The organism is bacterium, assembly GCA_016708315.1.
GTDB lineage: Bacteria > Zixibacteria > MSB-5A5 > CAIYYT01 > CAIYYT01 > JADJGC01.
In genome coordinates this window covers 37,877-60,716 of record JADJGC010000013.1, presented here as the reverse complement: position 1 = coordinate 60,716, position 22,840 = coordinate 37,877, and the positions used below count along the sequence as shown (strand labels likewise).

The 22,840-nt window shown below is 52.6% G+C and carries 17 protein-coding genes; 4 read left to right on the top strand and 13 right to left on the bottom strand.

All coding sequences use genetic code 11. The features are described 5' to 3' along the window. Positions 1 to 198: 198 nt before the first annotated feature. The 13 genes from IPH59_10875 to bcp form a co-directional block, all read right to left on the bottom strand. Complete coding sequence (locus IPH59_10875; protein ID MBK7092199.1) at positions 199 to 1,371, bottom strand: deoxyguanosinetriphosphate triphosphohydrolase; 1,173 nt, start codon at positions 1,369 to 1,371, stop codon at positions 199 to 201. Next, positions 1,371 to 2,195 (bottom strand): hypothetical protein, encoded by an 825-nt coding sequence (locus tag IPH59_10870; GenBank protein ID MBK7092198.1) that lies wholly within the window; start codon positions 2,193 to 2,195, stop codon positions 1,371 to 1,373. Before IPH59_10870 ends, IPH59_10875 begins: the two co-directional genes overlap by 1 nt. Continuing rightward, positions 2,179 to 4,317, bottom strand: coding sequence for a lamin tail domain-containing protein (locus IPH59_10865; GenBank protein MBK7092197.1), 2,139 nt, complete (start codon positions 4,315 to 4,317; stop codon positions 2,179 to 2,181). The genes IPH59_10870 and IPH59_10865 overlap by 17 nt, the downstream gene beginning before the upstream one ends. Then, positions 4,314 to 5,468, bottom strand: a complete 1,155-nt coding sequence (locus tag IPH59_10860; protein MBK7092196.1) for a lamin tail domain-containing protein — start codon at positions 5,466 to 5,468, stop codon at positions 4,314 to 4,316. The genes IPH59_10865 and IPH59_10860 overlap by 4 nt, the downstream gene beginning before the upstream one ends. 127 nt (positions 5,469 to 5,595) lie before the next feature. Then, positions 5,596 to 7,173 (bottom strand): hypothetical protein, encoded by a 1,578-nt coding sequence (locus IPH59_10855; protein MBK7092195.1) that lies wholly within the window; start codon positions 7,171 to 7,173, stop codon positions 5,596 to 5,598. 16 nt (positions 7,174 to 7,189) lie between these two features. Next, positions 7,190 to 8,452 carry a sigma-54-dependent Fis family transcriptional regulator gene (locus tag IPH59_10850; protein MBK7092194.1) on the bottom strand — a complete coding sequence of 421 codons (1,263 nt, stop codon included), beginning with the start codon at positions 8,450 to 8,452 and terminating at the stop codon, positions 7,190 to 7,192. Positions 8,453 to 8,458: 6 nt separating this feature from the next. Next, entirely contained in the window at positions 8,459 to 10,624 is a 2,166-nt protein-coding gene (rnr, locus tag IPH59_10845; GenBank protein ID MBK7092193.1) for a ribonuclease R, read from the bottom strand. 100 nt (positions 10,625 to 10,724) lie between these two features. Further along, a complete protein-coding gene (locus IPH59_10840; protein MBK7092192.1) occupies positions 10,725 to 11,753 on the bottom strand; it encodes a rod shape-determining protein in 1,029 nt (342 codons plus the stop codon). An 84-nt stretch (positions 11,754 to 11,837) separates the two neighbouring features. Next, the gene (locus IPH59_10835) at positions 11,838 to 12,566 is read right to left on the bottom strand and encodes a gamma-glutamyl-gamma-aminobutyrate hydrolase family protein (protein ID MBK7092191.1); all 729 of its coding nucleotides are present in this window, start codon (positions 12,564 to 12,566) and stop codon (positions 11,838 to 11,840) included. Positions 12,567 to 12,581: 15 nt separating this feature from the next. Further along, positions 12,582 to 14,495: a BamA/TamA family outer membrane protein gene (locus tag IPH59_10830; GenBank protein MBK7092190.1), complete on the bottom strand. Its 1,914-nt coding sequence runs from the start codon at positions 14,493 to 14,495 to the stop codon at positions 12,582 to 12,584. Next, positions 14,492 to 18,037: a translocation/assembly module TamB domain-containing protein gene (locus IPH59_10825; GenBank protein MBK7092189.1), complete on the bottom strand. Its 3,546-nt coding sequence runs from the start codon at positions 18,035 to 18,037 to the stop codon at positions 14,492 to 14,494. The genes IPH59_10830 and IPH59_10825 overlap by 4 nt, the downstream gene beginning before the upstream one ends. Beyond that, positions 18,034 to 18,636: a hypothetical protein gene (locus IPH59_10820; protein MBK7092188.1), complete on the bottom strand. Its 603-nt coding sequence runs from the start codon at positions 18,634 to 18,636 to the stop codon at positions 18,034 to 18,036. Before IPH59_10820 ends, IPH59_10825 begins: the two co-directional genes overlap by 4 nt. Positions 18,637 to 18,770: 134 nt before the next feature. Next, a complete protein-coding gene (gene bcp / locus IPH59_10815; protein ID MBK7092187.1) occupies positions 18,771 to 19,223 on the bottom strand; it encodes a thioredoxin-dependent thiol peroxidase in 453 nt (150 codons plus the stop codon). A 131-nt stretch (positions 19,224 to 19,354) separates the two neighbouring features. On the opposite strand from bcp, the gene IPH59_10810 reads away from it, so the two are divergent. The 4 genes from IPH59_10810 to IPH59_10795 all read left to right on the top strand — a co-directional run bounded on the left by IPH59_10810 (position 19,355) and on the right by IPH59_10795 (position 22,837). Continuing rightward, entirely contained in the window at positions 19,355 to 19,789 is a 435-nt protein-coding gene (locus tag IPH59_10810) for a hypothetical protein (protein MBK7092186.1), read from the top strand. A gap of 240 nt (positions 19,790 to 20,029) precedes the next feature. After that, positions 20,030 to 20,602: a bifunctional pyr operon transcriptional regulator/uracil phosphoribosyltransferase PyrR gene (gene pyrR / locus IPH59_10805; GenBank protein MBK7092185.1), complete on the top strand. Its 573-nt coding sequence runs from the start codon at positions 20,030 to 20,032 to the stop codon at positions 20,600 to 20,602. Further along, positions 20,599 to 21,540 (top strand): aspartate carbamoyltransferase catalytic subunit, encoded by a 942-nt coding sequence (locus tag IPH59_10800; GenBank protein MBK7092184.1) that lies wholly within the window; start codon positions 20,599 to 20,601, stop codon positions 21,538 to 21,540. Before pyrR ends, IPH59_10800 begins: the two co-directional genes overlap by 4 nt. Continuing rightward, positions 21,530 to 22,837, top strand: coding sequence for a dihydroorotase (locus IPH59_10795; protein MBK7092183.1), 1,308 nt, complete (start codon positions 21,530 to 21,532; stop codon positions 22,835 to 22,837). The genes IPH59_10800 and IPH59_10795 overlap by 11 nt, the downstream gene beginning before the upstream one ends. The last annotated feature ends 3 nt before the right edge of the window (positions 22,838 to 22,840 follow it).

Below are 22,840 nucleotides of genomic sequence, written 5' to 3'. Positions count from 1 at the left end.
ACGACTGCCCAACCAACAGCGCAACGGCAACACCAGCGACTACCACCATCGGTCTAATAATCTGAGTAAAAACTTTGCGTTTGAAGAAGGACACGACACCTCCAACCCTTTGTATCGCCACTCAATATACAACCAACCGCGCTCGGAGGCTAATAAAATCGACTGTTCGATATACTTATCTGGTTTGAAAAAGACGCCCTACGTCTTCATATCCGGCGCCGGTCCGCCCACGATCCGCTCGTACTCCTGCAACGCAAAGCGGTCGGTCATGCCGGCGATATAGTCCTTCATCACGGTCTTGGTGGGCTGATCGTAAAGACGCTGACGGAACTTCTGCGGCAACAACTCCGGATCGGAAGTGTACGCCTCGAACAGCTTGCTGATCACCGTCGCGGCCATCGCATTGATCTCCACCAATCGCGGATGTCGATACAACCGCGCAAACAGGAACTTCTTCAGCTCGCGCCCGGCGGCATGAGCATCGGGCGAAAAGTGCACGATATTCTCGCGGCAATTGATGACATCCTCGAATGTCGCCACCTGATGGCGTTTCATCTCCTCCGCCGCCGTAACAATGACATCCGACACACCCCAATTAATCAGCAGGCGAATCAAATGATAGTGACGTTTTCGCGGCGACAAATCGGGGTAACTGCGCTTGGAGGTCTCATACAACTGTGCGATGATCGGAACCTCGAGCAGTTCATCGATTGACAGATACCCGGAAAAGAATCCGTCATCGACATCGTGCGCATTGTAGGCAATCTCATCGGCGAAATTCACCAACTGCCCTTCCAGCGTCGCGCGATGCTGCGGATCGAAATCGCCGAACACCGGCATGTCATAATCGGTCTCGTGCTTGACGATCCCCTCGCGGACTTCGTAGGACAGATTCAACCCGCGAAACTGCGGATAGCGATCCTCGATGTAATCGACCACCCGGAGCGACTGCGCATTGTGATTGAATCCGCCGTCATCCTTGAGTATTGACCGCAGCGCGTCCTCACCGGCATGACCGAACGGTGTATGGCCAAGATCATGCACCAGCGCCACCGTTTCGGCGAGATCTTCATTGAGACGAAGAGCGCGTGCGATCGACCGCGAGATTTGTGCGACTTCCATGGTGTGCGTGAGGCGTGTGCGGAAATGATCGTCATCGGGCGAGGCAAATACCTGCGTCTTGTGCTTAAGCCGCCGAAACGCCGCGGAGTGAATCACGCGGTCGCGGTCGCGCTGGAAGCAACTGCGGTACTCGTGTTCGGCTTCGGGGAATTGCCGGCCGCGCGAACGACTGCTCAGTGCGGCATACGGCGCCAGCACCATGGCTTCGTGTTGTTCTATCAGTAGACGAGTATTTGTGTATTCCACCATCAGCGACTAAACCTCAAACCTACGCGATGAGTACCGCCCAAATATACATTGTTACGGTACGCATATTCAAAGTTAAAACCGCGTAGTTTGAGGCTTAATCCGCCGGAAATTTCAAAGGGTTCGGTCGTCATCCCGATCAACATATCCACGTCCTTTACGATTGTGACTTGCTGCCCGATGCAAAACCGGTCGGGATATCGCTCTTCAATCTGATGCGCAAACACGATTGTCAGCGTCGAATTGGCAATGTATGTCGCCGCAATCTGCCCTGCTAACGGCAGCGGATCATCATCCGAATCGAATTTGGGACGGTTGATATTCAACCCTGACAAGGCAATTGCCGCCTTGTCGTTAAGTCTGACCATCAATCCGCACGATGCCGCGACCGTCGAAACCGTGCCGTAGCCCTCGCCGAATTCAAGGCGTCGATGTTCGATTCCAACTCCCAATCGCCAGATTCGATGCGGCGAAACTGAAGCCGCCACCAGCAGATTCCGTTCGGCATAGTAGTCAAGCCCTACCAACTGGTTGACAACCAACCCGACCGACCAGCATCGATAGTTGTATTGTGCCGCCCCTGCCGCGACATCGAAATCGCTCATCTCATGCAGACGCGAGGCCAGCACTTCGACGGCATAAGTCGAACAACTCGCCAGCGCCGGATTGATTGCCATGTCCAGCGGTCCCGCTGATACGAGATTCGGCGTGCCTCCCAATGCGAATGAAGAGATCGATCCGCGCGGCAATTCCGCGAATACGTCCTGAGTCGTTAGAACCGCCAGAGCAAATCCGACGAGCAGAAAGAACTCACTTCGGCGGCGCAACTGCGAAGCCCGCTTTCTGCGAGAAGGATCCATCTTCCGATTCAACTTTGATTATGTATGCGCCGACCGGAAGATGTGAATAGAAATCGGAGAGTCCGTCATAGGAGGACTCGCCCGATGAAAAATACTTATCGTCGGCGATCACGCGCTGTCGCCGACCCACCATGTCGAACACCTCAATAGTGAACCTCGATGCCGGTGGACACTGAATCGCGAAATGCAATTCCTCCCCTGCCGTTGGCGCGAACACCCGATGCAGCAACACAAACGAGGTTGCTCCGCTGTATTCTGCCGACACTGAATTCGCTCCGCACGGCGTCGCGCCGGACAGCGATGTTGACGGATACCACGAGGCCGCCTCAATCGCCGACTCATTGCGCTCGATCGAACGATTCTCGCCGGCGCCGTCTGAGTAGCTGACGCTGTCGGAAATCGTCCCGAATTCGTCGCAAAGGACAATACAGTCGCCTCCATTGTTCAGACTGCTCCAACTTGAGAGGGCAATGATTGCGCAACCGTCGCCATAAAACGACGCAAATGCCGCGCTATCCTGTGCCAGGATCGCGTACTCATCCGGTGCCAACGTGCGGCTCAATTCGACCGCATGTTGAGTCGCAAGATCGCCACAAGACCAGCCTCGAAAGTCAATTGTACGTCCACTCACATTTCTGATCTCGATCCACTCGCTCTCCAATTCGCCGGTCGGATCAGCGAGGAATTCCGTGACTATGATCTCGCGTAGCAGCGTACCCGTGCTGATCTCGACCCGACACATGTTGTTGTCAACGGCTTCGTCATCGGGAAGGCGAGATATTAGCCTGTGTCGCCCGGTGGGAATTTGCAGCGAGAATGCGACCGTTGTCGTGTCGCCGGACTCAATCGATCCCGTCTCGACAGTCGTGAGGAGTTCATCGTCATCCGGCACGCCGTTGTGATTTCTATCATCAAAGATGTCAATCGACGTTCGTTCGAGCTTCAGATAACCGTAGTTCGCTACATCGATTGTGAAGTGAATGAGTTCTGCGTCGAGAGAGTCCTTGCGAATCGTCATGCCATTCTCGACGAATCCTGCGTCGTGTGCCGCCGGTGCCGGCAATACCGAATTTGCTCCGCATGGCGTCGACCCGGTCGTGCTTCGCGACGGATTCCAATGGGGAAGCCCCGGCACTGCCGCTTCATTTAGCTCGAGCGATCGATTCTCCCCTGCACCGCCTGAGTAGCTCACACTGTCGGAGATCGTGCCGAATTCGTCGCGCAGGACTATGCAGTCGCCGCCATTGTTAAGACTGCTCCAGCTCTTGCAGAAAAGCGGTTGACAGGAATTGCCATAGTATCCGGTGAAGGCAATCTTATCTTGTGCGATAACGCAATATTCTCCCGGCTCAAGAATCGGTGCAGCCTCCATCAAATTCTGATGCGACAAATCGCCGACTTTCCAGCCGCTCAAATCGATTGGATAAGCTGCTACATTGCGGATCTCAATCCACTCGCTTTCCAATTCCCCCGTTGGGTCGGCGAGAAACTCGGTGATGACAACTTCGCGCGTTATTGGGCCCACAGTGATCTCGCCAGTCGCGATGTTGTTCGCCAGTACCTCGTCATCATCGAGTTGAAAGATGATTCTGTGACGCCCAGTGTTCGCCGAGATTGAAAGCGTAACCTCTGCCGAATCACCACCAGCTAATGCTTCACCCTGATAGTCAAGCATCCATTCACTCGCCGAACCGACTCCATCGCGGTCGGCATCATCAAAGACATGCACTGCTGCTGCACCTGATTCGCGATATCCGTAATTCACCAGCCAAAACGAGGCAGCAATGGTCGTTACACCCACACTGTCGCATTCCAGTCTCAAGCTCCCCGGCACAAACGCGATATCGACCGCCACCGGCACCGGGCGAGCCGAATTGTCGTTGCAAGGTGTACTTCTGCAAATCGCAGTTGACCGATAGAACAGCGACTCGAATGCCGTGCCGGTCGAGTCGAAATCACGCTCCCAGCTTCGACCAGCTTCGATAGCGCCGCGATATTCGACGCTATCCGACAGCGCGCCAAGATGCATCCGTAGTGCAATTGCGCCTTGAGTATTTCCAAGCGAACGCCACGTCGCCGGCTGAATCAACCGGCAACCCGTACCGGAATAGCCTGCGCGAAAACAAACGCTGTCCTCGCACAGTATGATTCTCTCTTCGGCTCAACCTCGCCGAGACTGTCCAGTGCCGTTGCTCTGCCGTCGATTTCCAGTGACCAGCCCTTGAGCGATATGCTGTACGCAACGACGTTCTGTGCCTCAATCCACTCACAACCCGACGAATCTGCACTTACATTCATGATCTCGCTGATCAACATCTCCCGCGCAAACGCGCCGATCACACACTCGAAGCGAACCTCGTTATTGGTGTTGTCGTCGTCATCGGGCAATCGAATGATGTATGAATGCCGCCCCCTTTTTTCTGCGAACGAGATTATTGCAATAAGCTCCGAGTCCGGGAGAAGCGCTTCAATCTCAAACTCCGTCACTGAATCCGCGATACTGTACTCTCCGTCGAAGTCCAAATCATGAACGATCGTACCCGCCTGCCTCTCAAGAATCGACTGACCGCAATTGCGAATCGCCAGGCGAATCTCAATCGGCGTCTCCGAATTTGGCGGCACGAAGATTTCGCAGTCATCCTCGTTGAATCCCCAATCGCGCATCTTGGCAACGACCGAATTGACCCTGCCGGGAGTCGAATGGCTTGCGGCATTGCATTGTTTGAAATTCTTCGCTGTGGCATCGGTGCCGGAATTGACTCGTTCGAGACTCACACCGTCGGGTGGAGACGATGCCCACTTGACACTTTCCGCTCTTCCCGTCGGCAGCTCGACAATTGTCACCGAGTCGTTGGAATTGCGCAGCGACATCTTGGCAGGCAGAAGCAGGTAATTTTCGAGCGAGTCGTCGCCCCACACATTTGACCCGTTTCCCCATTGCTGCTCAAATGACGCCGTCCCATCAGCGGATACCGGCTTGCGTGCAAGCACCACAAACTCACGCGATTGCAGCCAACGCTTGGCGAAGCGTGTGGTGTCGGCGGCTTCTATGAAGATGTAGTCCTTAAGATCAAGCGAGTCGGTGCCGGCATTAAACAACTCGACCCACTCCAGCGAGGTCTCGCTCCCCGGCTCGTTGATCATGATCTCATTGATGACCAGTCGCCCGGCGCCGACCCCTACTGCCGGTGACAGGAGCAACACTCCGATCAACAGCGACAGGCAACATCCCAAATCCATGGAGAAACATCGGCACAGTTTTGCCGGCATTCTTGAAAACACAATCTGCCTTGAAGTTAAATATCTACCTTTTTGCCCACGTAGATTACAAAGCGCGGAGAATGGTGTCAAGGCGAATTTGCAGGAATCAGATGATGACTTCGAGATTGATGCGTAGTTCCCAATTGTCGAGCTTCTGTGTCACGAATCGATATCGCGTTTGCACCCGGCCTGCAAAACGCATGTCACGTCCGGTATCAATCTCTTGACCAACTGCAAAGGTCAGTTGGTTATCGTTCGCTGAATTGAGGTCGCTGTCGTAGTAATTGATCATGGCAATTGACTCGAGGTCTTCACTGATCTTCCAAGTGAGATCGTGGCGACTTCGAAACGGGTACTTCTTCGATGAATCCAGCACCCTCTGTTCGATCTTGTGCTGATTCTCGTAGATGAATACCCCGGAAGTCATCAATTTCGTCGTGACGCTGATTATTTTGCGTGTGTCGGTGTCATGCTCAATGTCAAGATTCTGGTAGATAGCTTGAATGCGTAGTCGATTCAGAATTGGGAAGCGACTGAATTGCTCAATGGTGAAGCGCCCTGCTATGCATTGGCGGTCATCCAATCGGTTCTCCCAGCGGACAAGTTGGGCGGTAAGCTTTTCGGTCGTGAAACGAAAAGTCTGTTCGATTGCTACACCTCGTCTCCCTGCCCGTTTCTCGCGATATTCGAGGCCGACCCCGTCAATCGCGGCATCATCGTAGTCGGAATACGCGTACCCACCAGATTCGAGATTCTGGTAGTTCGACCCGTAGCTGAAGAGGATGTAGGATTGCGATTGCTTCTTGGAGCTGAATTCGTATTGCAACACATGTGCCGCTGCGCCGTCGATTTGAAATGATGATTCGGCTGTGAGACTTCGAGTAAAGCGACTTTTCCGAAAATGCGGCGCTAGAAAGTGAAGCATACGCGAACTGGAACCAAATTTCCCAATCTTCTGATGGAGAGTTGCGAGGCCGAAATCGGCCCAACCCTCTGTCATTGTGAAGTCACCGCCAACGCTCTGAATGTAAAATCTATCCCCCTCTAATCGCGAAACAAATGCCGCAACAGTGGACCTGTGATATTGTTCTGTGATCGCAATACCATTCTTCTGATGCCGAATAGGAAATAGAATACTCGAGCCAAAATCCCCGTTTTTGCGAAGATCGCGATGGTATCCAGAATTCCCGACAGTTACCCCACTGGCATACTGTGGGGAGATTCCTCCGAATCGAATCTGCAGAGCCCTACGTTTGATCAAAAACGAATACGAATGGACCAGATATGACTCCCCAGTCCTCTTTTCGGTTACTAGTCCCCCCTTTGTGACTACTCGGCCACGAAAGAGACTTGCTTCAACTCGAAGGCGATCATATCGCGTCGAGTTATATTCGGATCCAAATTCCTGTCTATATGCAGCTGAGTACCTCCATTCTGGAAGGGATCGATTGCCTTCTTGCATCGGTACGGTTTGGGGAAGCGAGTCCCTTGGGAAAACGTTTGATCCAAAAATCGTTGCAAACACATCCACCGCCTCATCATAGTACTCCTGCGTTATCTCGCCATTGGCCAGAGCCTCATCAAGCTGCTCCAGCGAGCGGTACGACTGGTCGGTGAAAAATATCGGAAAGCTGTTGCCCGTGGCGAAAATCACAAAGACCATCGCCACTACCCACTTTGTCATCTGATCCTTCTTTAGATCATGTCAGATTATACTTCTTCAATTTGCGATACAGTGTTCGCTCGCCGATACCCAGAATGTCGGCGGCGCGCTTGCGGTTGCCGTCCACGCGATCCAAAGTATCGCGAATCATCTTCTCTTCCATCGCTTCAAGATCGCCGCTGTCATGCGACGCCTGCGCAACTTCGTTAGTTGGACGAACATGTCCATCAATACGTTCAGTAATCAGCCGCTTTAAGTCAATCACTTCGTTGGCAAGATTCAACAAAGCCTGATAGATCAGCCGGTATCCCGATTCTTCCGCGGTTATTCCGGTCACCACCGGCAGTGAGCGGTCATCGACACGGTGCTTGTCCAGAAGCGCCGCCACTGTTTCACGCGAAATCTCCCCCTGCGGTGCGGTGATCAACAAACGCTGAAGGAAATTGGTCAACTCGCGGACATTGCCCGGCCAACCGTACTTGAGCAGCAGTTCCGTTGCCTCCGGCGAGAAATGCACCTTGCTCTTGAGCCGCCCCATCAAATGGGCAACTATCGGCAGTATGTCCTCGGGCCGTTCCGACAAATCAATCGCCCGCAGCAGCTTCGCCTGCAGGTGCGGATGCAATTCGCCGATTTCGTCAAGAAACAGCGTCCCCTTATGTGCCTGCTGCAGCAACCCCGGCTGTGTCCTGTCTGCGCCGGTGAAAGCGCCCTTCTCATAGCCGAATAATTCCGACTCAAGCAGATTCTCCGGTATCGAAGCGCAGTTTATTGAAATGTACTCATTATTCCGGCGCGGCGAATTCGCGTGAATCGACCGCGTTATCAGCTCCTTACCGGTGCCCGAAGGACCCATCACCAGCACGGAGATATCGGTCGGCGCTACTTGCTTTATGCGCGTCGCTGAATCGCGTAAGCTCCGCGAATGTCCAAACATTCCAGCATCATCAAGCAACTTGCGACGGTCAATCGCTTCGATTATTTCGGCGTGAATCTGATCGTTAGGCAAATTTTTGTCAATGACGCAGTCAATGACCAGTTCATCAAACGTCGAGTCTTCGGAGAAAAGAACTATATCCGTCAAAGGCGAAATCCGATGGAGCCGCTTCAGGAATGGAATTGCCTCGGAACCCAGCGCTTCAAAATCCAGTGCAATAAAACGAATGCGATTCGCCGCGAGTTGCTGAAGCGCCTGCGATATGCTGTCGGCATAGCTGATCTCGACATCGCTAATATGTAATCCTTCAAGAATCTCACCAAGTCGGTTGTGTGATGTGACCGCGAGCAGACGATACTCCATTCGCGCCTACCTCCATCTCTTGCGATTGCGATATGAATGCGCTGAAACGCGCGGTTTGATATGATCCTGTATCAAACGAAAATCAATCTGGCCGTTTTCCGTGGAAACCGTTGCGACTTGCACGCGCACCTTGTCCCCAAGATGATACTTGCGTCCGGTGCGTTTGCCGGTAATGAGATAGCGATTGACATCAATCGAATAAAAATCGTCTTCCAGACTCGCCAATCGCACCATCCCTTCAGCACCGACGTCATTCAGGCGCACAAAGAATCCGAATCCCAGCATCCCGCTGATAACGCCCTCGAAAATCTCGCCCAGTTGCCGCGACAAGTACTCCGCTTGCTTGATCGAAATCGTCTCGCGCTCGGCTTCCATAATCACCATTTCCTGCTCAGTGCAGTGCTTGCCGATGCGCTCAAGCGAACCCTTCAACGCTCCGCCCTGTGATGACTTGAATTCGCCGTTGAGAACCTGCCGCAGAATTCGATGCACGATCAAGTCGGGATAACGACGAATCGGCGAGGTGAAATGCAGATAGTGCGGAAACGCCAAACCGAAGTGCCCGATGTTCTCAGGTGTGTAAGTCGCCTTTTGCATCGACCGCACCAGCAGTTCGTTAAGCAGATCAGCTTCGGTACGGCCTTCCAAGCTCTTGATAAACTCGGCAATGAACTTCGGCTTTGGCGGCGAACCGAACGAAACCGTGTGCCCAAAACTCCTCGCAAACTCCGTAAAGTTCGCCAGCTTCTCCTCATTCGGCGGCGGATGCACACGATATAGCGTGGGGATATTCTTAGATAACATCTCCTGCGCCACCAGTTTGTTCGCCAAGAGCATGAACTCTTCAATGATCCGGTTCGACATCTTCCGTTCACGCTTGGTGATCTTCGAAACCAGCCCCATCTCGTCGACGAAGACTTTGTACTCCGGCAGATCGAAGTCAATCGACCCCTGCTGTTCGCGCTTCAGAATCAACAGCTTTGCCAGCTTGTGTATGATCGGAATCGTCGCGGCGACTTTTTTCTGCTTTTCCAGCCCCTCGCCCGAATCGATGTAGTGCTGGACTTGTTCGTACGACAGCTTCGCACAGGAGCGAATCACGCTCTCGTGCAACTTGTACCGGATCACATTCCCCGAATTGTCCAGATCGATCATCGCACTCATCGTCAACCGGTCGACCTTTTCCTTCAGTGAGCACAGGTCATTCGACAATCGCTCCGGCAACATCGGCAGTACGCGGTCAACCAAATACGCCGAAGCCGTGCGGGATCGCGCTTCCTTGTCCAGCTTGCTCGCTGTGCGCACATAGTGGCTGACATCAGCAATATGCACGCCAAGGCGAAATCCTTCTTTCGTCTCTTCAATTGAAATGGCGTCATCGTGATCTTTGGCATCTTCAGGGTCGATTGTGAAAGTCACGACCTTGCGCAGATCAAGGCGTCGTCTGACTTCCGATTCCGGAATCTCACCGGGAATTGACTCGGCTTCCTCAACCACGCTTGGTGAAAATCCCATCGGCAGACGAAACTTGTAGATTGTCGACAAGATGTCGACATCCTTGTCGCCCGCCATTCCGAGGATATGCAAAATCTTCCCGCGCGGATAATCCTTGGGATCAATCCACTCCATCAAATGGACAACCACCTTGGTGCCATCTCGCAGTGGTGTGCCCTTTGGCGGGTCAACACGGATCTCTATCTTCAACCTTTGATCATCCGGAAGCACAAACGAGTGGAACCGGCTTTGGAAATACTTGCCGACGATGTCGCGGTCGACGCGCTCAATGACTTTGACAATCTCCCCGCTCAGTCGCATATCGCGTTTCTGCGGCAACAAACGAACTTCGACCTTGTCACCGTGCAAAGCCGTGTCGAGTCCCCAGTCGCCAATTGCGATATCATCGCCGCCAGCTTCGGGTACGACAAAAGCCCGTCCCGATTTAGTCATCGTGAATTTGCCGACAACCGTATCCCGAACGGCGACGTCCCTTCCGATCTTGCCGCCCCGCATCTTGGCAAGTTTGCCGTTATGGATCATGTCCTTGACTGTGCGGCGAAAGTCGCCATAGTCTTTTTCACTAATCCCAAGGAACTTGGCAAACTCGCGGATTTTTAGCGGACGAAAACCCGGCTGGTTAATCCCCGCCAGGACTATTGATTCAAACTTCTTCATACAGATATTCTACACGCGAAGTGAATTGAGGTCAATCAAAACTGTCAAAAAATGCAGTGAGGTGCCAAATTGGCAGAATAGGCTAAATTCGGAGATAAACTTAGTCGCGGCGGCTACGCATCAGGACTTTTTCGAACTTCTGCATATTCTCGAGGACATACCCCGTTCCGCGAGCTACGCAAGTCAGCGGGTCATCTGCGACAATCACCGGCAAGTTCGTCTCTTGGCGGATACGTTTGTCCAGTCCGCGCAGAAGCGCACCGCCTCCGGTTAAGACAATACCCCGGTCAAGAATATCCGAAGCCAGTTCCGGAGGTGTCTGTTCGAGCGAAAGTCGGACGGCATCAATAATAGAGGAAATCGGCTCGGAGAGAGCCTCCCTAATCTGCGTCGAGGTAATCTTGATATTCTTTGGCACACCTGCAACCAAGTCGCGCCCCTTGATTTCTATGGTCTCTTCGCGCTCCAACTCGAACGCCGACCCGATCTTGATTTTGATCTCTTCAGCAGTCAACTCGCCGATAAGCAGGTTGAAATTCTTCTTGGCGTAGGTGACTATCGCATCGTTCATCTCGTCACCGGCAATTCGAATCGAAGTGTTATTGACGATACCGCTCAGCGCGATAACCGCGATTTCAGAGGTTCCACCGCCGATATCGATGATCATGATGCCCGAAGGCTGATCAACCGGCAGACCCACGCCAATCGCAGCCGCCATTGGCTCTTGAATCAAATAAACATCGCGCGCTCCGGCGTTTTCAGCCGAGTCGCGCACTGCGCGTTTTTCGACTTCGGTGATGCCAGAGGGCACGCAAATCACAACACGCGGCTTCATCAGGAATTTATGGCGAACCACCCGGCGGATGAAATCGGAAAGCAGACGCTCGGTAATTTCGAAATCGGCAATTACACCGTCTTTGAGCGGACGAATTGCAGTAATCTCGCCCGGTGTCCTGCCCAGCATCCGGCGAGCTTCTGAGCCAATGGCGAGAATCTTGCCGGTGGAAACTTCGACAGCTACAACGGACGGTTCATTGAGCACGATCCCCTGTCCCCGCACGAATACCAGCGTATTGGCGGTCCCGAGATCGATTCCTATATCATTTGAAAATCTACTAAATATCGACATTGCCTGACTATATCCTCGAAAAAATCGTTGCAAGTTATCAAGTTAAATCTGGACTGCAAGTGATTTATCACTGGCCGGGACCGACTATTTTCTGGCAGCCGCCTCGCAGAAGCCCCTAAATATACTTCGGCTGATCTCATCTTGTCCCCAAGCCTCCGGGTGCCATTGGACGCCCAAAGTGAATCCTTCGGCCTCTACCGCCTCAATCACACCGTCCCCTGAAACCGCCGAAACGGTCAAACCATTCCCTAAACGGTTAACTCCCTGGTGGTGCGCCGTATTTGTCTCGAAGCTGGACTTGCCCGTCAATCGATGAAGCAGCGTATCCGGCACGACTTGTACAACATGTCTGGTCGTGAAGTCCAACTCGCCAACCTGTGAGTGATTGCTGGCGGCGTTGCGGTAGGACAAGTCCTGATGGAGCGACCCGCCAAACGCGACATTCATGATTTGGGATCCCCGGCAGACACCAAGAATCGGCTTTTGTTTTGTATACGCAGCTTTCATCAACGCCACCTCGAAATGGTCGCGCCTCGGCATCTGCGGTTTACACAGCGGATCAATCTTCTCACCATACAACTCCGGGTGCACATCATCACCGCCGACGAAGAACAACCCGTCGACAATCTCGCAGTAGCGATCGACAAACTCGAGATGCTCAGACAATGGAATCGCCACGGTGACGCCGCCTGCTGCTTCGATTGCTTCATAGTAATGCTGCTTGAGAAACTCGAATCGATACGCGGGCAACGCCCTAAACTCGTGATCTTCTGGCGTGAGCGCCAGAACCACTCCAATAAGCGGCTTGCTCATGATTGCCCACCATGGTTAGAATGCATACAATATCCCGATGTGGAAATGCCCTCCGGCGTGAATGTCATTTATCCCGATACGATGCCCATAGTCAAGTCGAATGGGACCAACCGGGCTCATAAACTGCACACCAACTCCGGTGGTCACGGCCGCTCGGTGAAAGTCGACTTCGCGCAATTTCGAGGCGATAATGCCGGTGTCAATGAAATACGAACCCCACAGTTTACCAACCAGCTGCTTGCGGATCTCAAGATTGAGCATGGCAATCGCCTCACCACCGACGAAGACCATCGACGTGTCATCGTCTTCATCAACCACGATTGCCTGCGGACCAAATTCGTTTTCGGGGAATCCGCGAATTGTATAGGCTCCGCCTAGATAGAATCTTTCAAGAATGGGGACATCATCGGACGTGCCAAACTCATTTACATATCCAAAACGTAGCCTCGTTGCATAATTCGTTGTAGAGTTCCACTGGTTGTACTTTGACCAATTCCACACGAACTTGATGAAGTCATTGTCGCCGCCCAAAATGCCGCCGACATATTCGAACCGATAACTCGTATACGATCCGCTCGACGGATTGAATCGGCTTTGTATCGGTCTCGCGTCTCGTTCAAGCAACAGAATGATTCTGCGATTGATATTTATACCGGCACTTTGTCGGGTTTCCGCATCGACTTCTTGTCCCGCCGTGTCAAGATTAACTTCCTCGTAGTTCAAGGACGTTGACAGCTTGGTCTTTAGCGAAAACTCCCTGATCGCTGTCGCGTCAAAGCTGAAAGAACGAACGCGGTAATTGCTGAGATTCGAAGTCGCTCGCGGCTCATACTCGAATGTCAGAATCAGCGGCATCCGAATTCTGAAAAAGTAAGGTTCGGTGTACGAAAACTGAAAGTTTGGCCGGACAATCAACGAATCTTTCATCGTGAACGATGTCGTTACCGACAATCCAATCTTCCTTGCACTCCCTCCGATGTTTCGGTCGCCAAATCGTCCCAACGCATTCAACGCAATGCCTGCGTCTTTGTCCTGCCCGGCGCCGACGCCGAATCCCGCATAGCGCGGCGGACGCTCAACTGCCCGTACATAAAAGTTGGGCTGCAGGCTGTCAAGACTGCTCATCGAATCGGGAAGCTCCAACGTCACGAAATTGAACAGACCGGTGCGGATCAAACGCTGTTGCGACTCGAAGTACTTGTCGCGCGAGTAAACATCATCACGCTTAAAAGTAATCTCGCGATGAAACACTCGCGGCTGCGTGATCAGGTTGGTATCGACTACAAGATTACCGAAAAGAACGAGCTGATTTCGAACGACGTTGAGAGTCAAATTGGCAACTGCGTTCACCGTGTCTTTGTTAACTGTCATGGTGATTACGGCGTAAGGGTAACCCTTGTTCGCGAAAATCGTCTTGACTGCGTTCTTGGCGTCGTTAATGGCAAAAGTATTGAAATACGTTCCGGCGCGAATCGGATGCGTCACCACCGATATTGGATACTCTTCTGCACCAATATCTCCGGTCAATTCGAGCTTACCGACTCGATAGCGCACACCCTCTTTGATCTTGATTTGAACAATAATCTTTTCCGGGTTTTTCGCCGGTCGCAGTTCTATCTCTACTTTGGCGTCATCATACCCTTCACTCTTATAGAAGTACTCCAAGAGCACCCGATCGCGGGCGTAGCTGGCCTTGGTATAGCGGTTAACCCGCATCAACTTCACGCCCTGCCAGAATCCGTCTTCATTCGAGTATAGCTTGCTTTTAAGCACCTTCTCGCTGAACGCCGTGTTGCCTTCGATGACAATCTTCTCAATCGGCAGACGTTTGGTGAGTTGCTTGCGCAAAGCGACTTCCTGTGCGTAGACTCCGCTCGCGAGCCCCATGAACATCACGATCGCGATGACAAATCCCAGTCTTCGAATCATCTAAATTCCCAATCGAGAACGAGATTCAAGCGCCAAAGACGATCGCGGTCGTATTGCCCGCCGATCGTGAAGTGCCTTCCAAGACGATACTCAGCTCCATAGTCAGCCCGGCCGTCGCCGGATAGCGAAGAAACATAAGTGTAGACATTGGGTAGCGTGTATAGCCCGACCGAAATCGTCGCACCCGCAATAGCGTTCTTCTCATCATAGGTCGGTTCTAATTCGAATGTCTCCAAACCAAGCGTTCGCCTCAGGGCCTGCCCCGCTCGACCCGAAACAATACCGGCAGCTCCACCGGTAAGTCGATTTTGGAAGTCGGAACCGAATTGCGAGTTAGCCTGCCCCGAGGCAGATTGATTCATGAACAACAGCGTGGCAATATCCTCGTCGGAATAGCCCGAACCAGATTCCGCGCCCAACGAAGGCTCCGTTATCGTCCCGCGAATCTGCAACGGCACATCCGTCACGGATGCGCTTGAGATATCGCCCGACATATTCCGAACGCGCCATGTCGCATCGATAAACAGCTGCGGATCCGGTTTCTCAATATTGTCAAACTGCAGATAACTGCCCGGTTGTATCCGAAGATTTACGTCGCCGAAGTACATTGTTCCCCGCACGATGTTCAAAGTCCCGATGTAGTTGTCGAGCGCATTTTCGCGCAAAACACGCAGTCTGCCATCCACCACCATGTTCATATCGGAGTTCTTGACGCTGACCGATGCCGGCAACATATCGACATTGATATCATAATCCCAAAGCGCAATCGTATCAGCCGCGGCGATCGCAGCCGCGGTCAAATCATCATCGAACTCCTCGAGATACTCCGCCTCGAAAACAGTAACATCGCCGCTAATCAACGGCGGGTTGGCACCACGGATCGACAGATCGAAGTCGGCACGCCCGTAAATGTCGCCGAGATCATATTGGAACGGCACATCGTCGCCGACGAGCGCCATTGAGTAGTCGAAGATATCGCTGCTGATAATATTGATTTCACCGGCGGCGCGCACCGATCCGGAACGGAAACTGCTTCCGAACAGTTTCTTCCGCTTATGATTAACCCGGCCCTCTACCCACTCGACAATGATTTGTCTGCCGTGCGAGGAAACCTGCGCCTCAATATTCTCAATTAGGTTTGCCATCTGGTCGACTTTGAGTGTGCCGTTCTTGAGAGTGAACGTCCCTTCAGACTGTGGATGTTCCGGCGTTCCATATACCCTTAAATCGAGCGAGAAGTCACCTTGAAGGTCCTCGACGCTTGAATTGAATGACGAGACGATACTCAGATTTGATCCCGCTGAGCGCAGATTGAAAGCCATCGGTTCCTCGGGCACATACACGATGCCCGAATCGAGGTTCATCACCAGTGGGTAGTTGCCGTCAGCGAAGATTTCATAACCGCGAAATCCCAGAACCACATCTTGAAATGTCAGAGACGAGTCGGAGAATTGCAGCTTGCCGGTGAGATTGCCAAGTGTATCAGCCGCAAACATCAGGTCGCTAACACCGCCATTGACTACGATCGTAGGATTGGTCAGCTTGCCGTTCATGCGGCCATCGAGACTCAATCGGCCCGTAAAGGACGAATCCATGTTGAGATCGCGCAGCCAGGTAGCGAAATTGAAGTCCTCCGTAACAACGTGAAGATCAATTGTAGTATCGTACCCATAGTCAACATCGAATCTGACTGCCCCCTCGTTGCCGCGCAGCATCATGTTATTGACGACAATCTTGTCAGCCAGAAAATCCACTACTGTCGGATAATCGTTTACGTACTTGAGCGAGTCAAACTGGAAAAGGAAATCACTGATGGTCACGGTCGCCGTGCTGTCGATGATAACTGCGTGGGCTTTGGCATCAATCAGCATCCGCTCCTGATACTGCGTTGCGCGCGTGATCGCCACCTGATTAGAATCGACATCCACCGAAATCTTCACGCTATCGGCAGGTAAGTTCCAGACATCACTCTTCCACGCCATGACATCAACATTGCCGCGCTGGCCATACAGAAAGCTGGCAATATCAAAGTATGCGAACAGACTGTCGGTTGAAAATCCGTAGAAACTGCACGAGTCGCCGATGAAATAACCGCGCAAGTCGGGATCAAGCACCGGACCGGTAACTTCGTAAGTCGCAGACCCGTGGCCTGACAATTCTTTGATAAACAGATCGCCCCAGAAATCTGCCAACTGCGTCGTATTGAACTCTCCGGCAAGCGACATCTCGCCGTCGTAATTCACGACGCCTTCGGTGGTAAACTTCGAGTTTTCGTACCATAGCGTGAAACCGGGCTGAAAGTACATATCCTTGACGTTGATGCTGATATCACCTTCGATAGAATCGAATCGCACGAAATCGAACTGCCCCGGCCCGAGATCGCCGTTCAAATCCATATTGAAAGTGTTCTCGCTCAAACCCGACCCATTGACATTGAAGCGTCCGTTAAGTCGCGATTCGAACGTTTTCGGCAATACCTTGTTGAGATTAAATCCGCGAACTTCCAACTCCGCACTATAGGCTTCCGGACGCGCCAGGAAATTGATATCGATCGAGCCATTCATCGTCCCATCAAACATCTGGCCCTCAAAATTCGTGAGAGTCAGAATACCATTGTCGAATTCATAATCCGACTTGAATGGCCCAAGTTCGCGTTCGAACAACACACCCCTGCCATCCGTCTGTCCGGAGAATTTGGCCAAAACTCCTGTCAAGTCGGCATTAAAGTCAAACCCGCCGCGTATTGTCGACCCGATTACATGCCCAATCTCAGTCAGCGAAACGTGGCTATTGCGAAGTCTAAACTGGAATGGCGTCGTCTTGTCGAGCGGATAGAGCCCGCCGCCAATAATGCGCGATGAATCGGTTGCGATGTACAGCGAATCAATTCCGATCGCCGTGCTCGACAATGCAAGTCCGGCATGCAGCTCTCTTAACCGGAATCCCTTGAGCGGATAATTCAGAGCCAGTGAATCAATCTGCGCGGCAAGGACGCCATCACGCAGAGTCCCATTCAAATTGACAAAGATGCTGTCAATCGACAAAGACTTTGTGCCTTTGTTGATCTGGAATCGGCCGTCTTCAAGCACGAAGTTTTTCACTTCAATGTTGGGGAGCGGCTTTGGCGCGTCAGTACTGGGAGTGCCGCTTGACAGCTTCGGGAGCATAATTGCGCCGCTTGAATCTGAACGTAAGATCACTGTCGGCGAAGCGATAAACAGGCTGTCCACGACCCACTGGCGCTTAAGCAGCGTCCGGTAGTCATAGTAAATTGCCACCTGCTTGATGCTTGCCAATCGATACTGCTGTCCTGGCGTCTTGGTGTCGATGCGAACATTGTCGATCACAAGATTGTCGCTCAGCGAGCCGCCGATATGCGCAAACTGGATGCGTACGTCGTACTTGGCTTCGATATAGCGCGCTAAGATGAAGTTGATTGCTTTGTGGGGAAGATTCGTTTCCGTTACCAAATAGAATGTGAGTGCAACCGCAGCTACAAACACCAGGATCAGTGCGATCGGTATGTGGAAGAAATATTTCAAAACGTAAATACCTTGTCGATGGTCCCCTGTATCAATTCCTTTTGCGGTTTCTTCAAGCCCGCTTCTTCTACTACTGATACCAAGAACTCACGGGTTGCGCCGAGATTCCTTGCACCGCGCACATGAGAAAATAACTGTACCGGATGACCGGAGATTGCCAGAAACACGATACTGGCGACTTCCCGTTCCATACCGGTTGGTCCCGGTCGCGATAACACCTTTCCGTATCCCTCTTCCACCATCCAGTGCGACAACTCGGGCGAAACCTCCGCCATGTTTGCGACCAGTCGCTCGAAATTTGGCGCGTAGATACTCCGGCAAAGCTCTTCGCCGCGCTTGCGAAGTGACGCACTATCGAATGCGATGTCGGGAGAATGCGGAATCTTCAGCCCTCGCTTCGTGAGATTGCCGAAGAAAATCTTAGCCGACTCGATTGCCTGCGCATATCCAAAGAATAGATAGCTCTGCAATACGATCTCATAGGCGACATCAACCGGAAGCGATTCCGGCACCAAGGTCGCCAATGCTTTTTCCAATTCTTCTGACTTCCCCGGTGAGAGAGCATTGGCCAGCTTCCCAACGAAGCAAATTCTATCCATGAATTACGCGAGTCCCTCTTCCAACGGATATAGCTTCACTGATAACAATGTAACCCATTTTTAATTCAAGAATAGAAGAAAATGGCAGAACGAAGGTCATTCGCCCTGCCATAACCTCAACGCTGGGCAAGCAGTTACAGGATTTCGAGCAATTGCTCCGAATGTCCCTCAGTATTGACCTTTTTGATCACTTCGGAGATCTTGCCGTCGGGTCCGATAACAAACGTCGTCCTCGCAATCCCCATCGATTTCTTGCCGTAGTTGTTCTTCTCCACCCAAACTCCGAACTTATCGGCGACCGCATGTCCTTCGTCGGCAAGAAGAGGAAACGGCAGATCGAATTTTTCCGTGAACTTCTTGTGACTGCCGACATCGTCCGGCGAAATGCCGTAGATGAGTATCCCCTTCTTCTGGAATGCCCCGTAGCCGTCGCGAAGCGAACATGACTCCTTCGTACAACCCGGCGTGTCGTCTTTCGGATAGAAGTACAAGACCACCGTCTTTCCAAGCCAATCAGATGATTTCACTGTCGCACCGTCAGTCTGCTTGAGACTAAATGACGGGACCTTATCGCCAACTTCCAACATCGATACTCCTTTCAACTTCAATTCAGTTCAGATAAACAAAACGCATCACCATGCTTCCGAGTTTGCGCGCTTATGGCTCCGATGGGAAAGTTTTAATTGCGAAGCGTAGTTGTGTTACCGATTCTCTGTCTGTGCAGGAAGAATTACGAAACATCCTCAAAGACGCCTTTATGCGCGAGCGGAAGCTGAATCTGCTCTATACCGGCTTGATCGAGCAGGAAAGCACTCATTCCGAGACAGATCAGTTCTTCGAGAAAGCCCGCGAGGACCAAGGCGGCGACCTGCAGGTTCTCCACGAAATCAACCGCCGCTATGGAAATGACGACATCGACCCCAGCGTGCTTGAAAAAGTCGGCGAAGGGATATTGACTCTGCGCGCCGGACGTAAAGACCGCGACCAGCTTTTGCGGCAAGTCCTCGAATGGGAAACTGAATTGGTCGAAGTCTACAAACAGTCGCTGCGCTATCTCTCCAACGACGACGAAACCCGCAAACTGGTAAATCGAATTCTCACCGTAAAACTTGCCCATCGACGCGAGTTGATGGACAAGCTCTCGATGTTCTGATTTCGTCTCCTCACTGAGTAACCAGACTCTCGTTTGCGAAAGAGCTTGACACTCATCTCCCAATTTCTACATTAGCCGTCAGCAACCACCTTTAATCTGGTCCTGCGAGACCGAAAGGATGGCTGACAAAAAGTATGATCTGTCCTGTAACTACATCCACGACCAAACCCAACATCGTCACTTACATCTATTTTTCAATAGTTAGGAGTAACCTTGCCTGAGAAAGAATTCGCTGTTCTCATGGACGCGAAGCAGATCTCGCATGCACTCTCGCGAATGGCTCATGAAATTCTTGAGTCGCTCGAAGATGATGCCAAGCTTGCGGTGATCGGCATTCGCTCCAATGGCGATTTCCTCGCCGACCGGTTGGCGAAGGAGATTCGCAAAATCGATGGCCGCAAAGTCGAAGTCGGCTACATGGACATCACGCTTTATCGCGATGATTTATTGACCAACCCCGAGCATCCGGAAATCAAAGCAACCGAGATTCTCTTCCCCGTCGACAACAAGATCATCGTCTTGGTGGATGATGTGCTTTTCACGGGCAGAACAATCAGGGCAGCCCTCAATCAGATACCCGACTATGGTCGCCCCCGCGCCGTACGTCTCGCAGTTTTGATTGACCGCGGCGGCCGCGAGTTGCCGATACGCGCCGATTTTGTCGGCAAGAACATTCCCAGCAGTTCCAACGACGATGTCCGAGTCTCGCTGGTCGAACGCGGCGGCACCGATCAAGTGCTGCTGAGCCGTGGAGCCAAACCCTCTGCCGCCAAGGCTGCCAAACCGGCTGCCGGAAAAGCGAGAAAGAAATGACATTCAAACGCCGTCATTTACTCAGTCTGGAAGAGCTGGATGCCGCCGAGATGATGAAGATACTGGAAACTTCCAAGGTCTTCCGCGAGGTCCTCGACCGTCCGATCAAAAAAGTCGCGCCATTGCGCGGCTTGACCGTCGCCAACCTCTTCTTCGAACCGTCAACCAGAACACGCGTTTCATTTGAATTAGCCGAGAAACGCCTCTCTGCCGATACTGTGACATTCACTGCCGCTACATCTTCGGTGAAGAAGGGCGAGACGCTGAAAGACACTGTCCGCAATCTCGAAGCCATGAAGATCGATATGGTGGTAATCCGCCATTCGTCATCGGGTGTACCCTACTTCCTGACCCGCTTTTGCAGTTCATCCGTCATCAACGCCGGCGACGGCCAGCACGAGCATCCGACACAGGGTTTGCTTGACATGTACACCATCTGGATGAAGTACAAAAAAATCAAAGGCCTTCGCGTTGTGCTGATGGGAGACGCCAAACATTCGCGCGTTCTTCGCTCGAATGTCTGGGGATTGACCAAGCTCGGCGCTTCGGTCGCCGTTTGCGGACCGTCGACTCTCCTGCCGGTCGGTCTTGAAAACATGGGTGTCGAAGTGTACACCGATATCGACAAGGCGCTCGATGGCGCCGATGTCGTCAACGTCATGCGCATCCAGCTCGAACGCCAGCAAGCCGGACTTCTGCCGTCGCTCCGGGAATACACCTCCCTTTTCGGCATCACTAAGGAACGCTTAAAACGTCTCAACAAGAACTACACCATCATGCATCCGGGTCCGATCAATCGCGGTCTGGAAATGGCGGATGATATCGCCGACTGTGAACAGTCAGTGATCTTGGAACAAGTAACCAATGGCGTCGCCGTACGCATGGCTGTGCTCTATTTGCTCGCCGGCGGTGAGGGGAGAAAAACTGATGAAGATTAAACTTATCAAGAACGGAATGATCGTCTTCCCGGAAAGATCCGAACCGCTTCAGGGAGACATCTATCTCGATGGCGAAAAAATCAAACGCATCGAACTCAAAGGCGACAAGAGCAAGAAGCCGGCCGCCAAAGCGACATTCAAGAAAGATGAAGTCATCGACGCCACCGGAATGCTGGTACTGCCGGGACTCATCGACATGCACGTGCACTTGCGCGAACCGGGCCGCGAAGACACCGAGACTATCGCCACCGGCACTCAAGCTGCCGCCGCCGGTGGATTCACCGCTGTCGCTTGCATGCCTAACACTTCACCGCCGCTCGACAATCAGGAATCTGTGTTGTTCGTCAAGCAGCGCGCTTCCGGCTGCAAAGCTCGCGTCTATCCGATTGGCGCCGTCAGCCGCGGTCGCGCCGGCAAGGAAATGGCCGACATCGGCGAAATGGTGCAAACCGGCGCTGTCGCCGTAACTGATGACGGCTCTCCCGTTCACGACGCCGGCATGATGCGTCGCGCGCTTGAATACGCCGGCATGTTTGGTATCGCTGTCATCAGCCACGCCGAAGACATGTCGCTCTCAGGCAAGGGCGTGATGAATGAAGGCTACGAATCGACGCGCCTCGGAATGCACGGAATTCCGCCGTTCTCCGAAGAAGTCTGCATCGCCCGCGACATCATTTTGTGCAAGTATATCGGAACACCGTTGCACATCGCCCATGTCTCGACGAAAGGCTCTGTCGAGCTTATCCGTCAAGCCAAGGCCGAAGGTGTCAATGTCACTGCCGAAGCGACCCCGCATCATTTCACGTTGACCGATGCGGAAATCGGCAAGGAATTCAGCACCAATCTCAAGATGAATCCGCCGCTGCGCACGCAGGAAGACGTTGATGCGATTATCGAAGGATTGAAAGACGGCACTATTGACGCCATCGCTTCCGACCATGCCCCGCATGCTCCGGAGGAGAAGGAAGTTGAATTCGATCAGGCGCCAAATGGCATCATTGGCCTGGAGACTTCGCTCGGACTAGTCGCGACTTGCTTAGTCAAACCGGGGCATCTTACTTGGAACGAAGTCGCTCGCAAGATGTCCGCCGCTCCCGCGAAGATTCTTCGCACTCCCGGTGGCGACTTGCGTGCTGGAGCAATTGCCGACATCACGATTGTCAACCCCAAAGCCGCCTGGACGGTCAAGGTCGACAAGTTCTATTCCAAGTCGCGCAATTCCCCCTACGACGGCTGGAAACTGCAGGGAAAAGTGAAATACACGATTCTCGGCGGTGAAATTAGCTTCGAAGGATAGCCC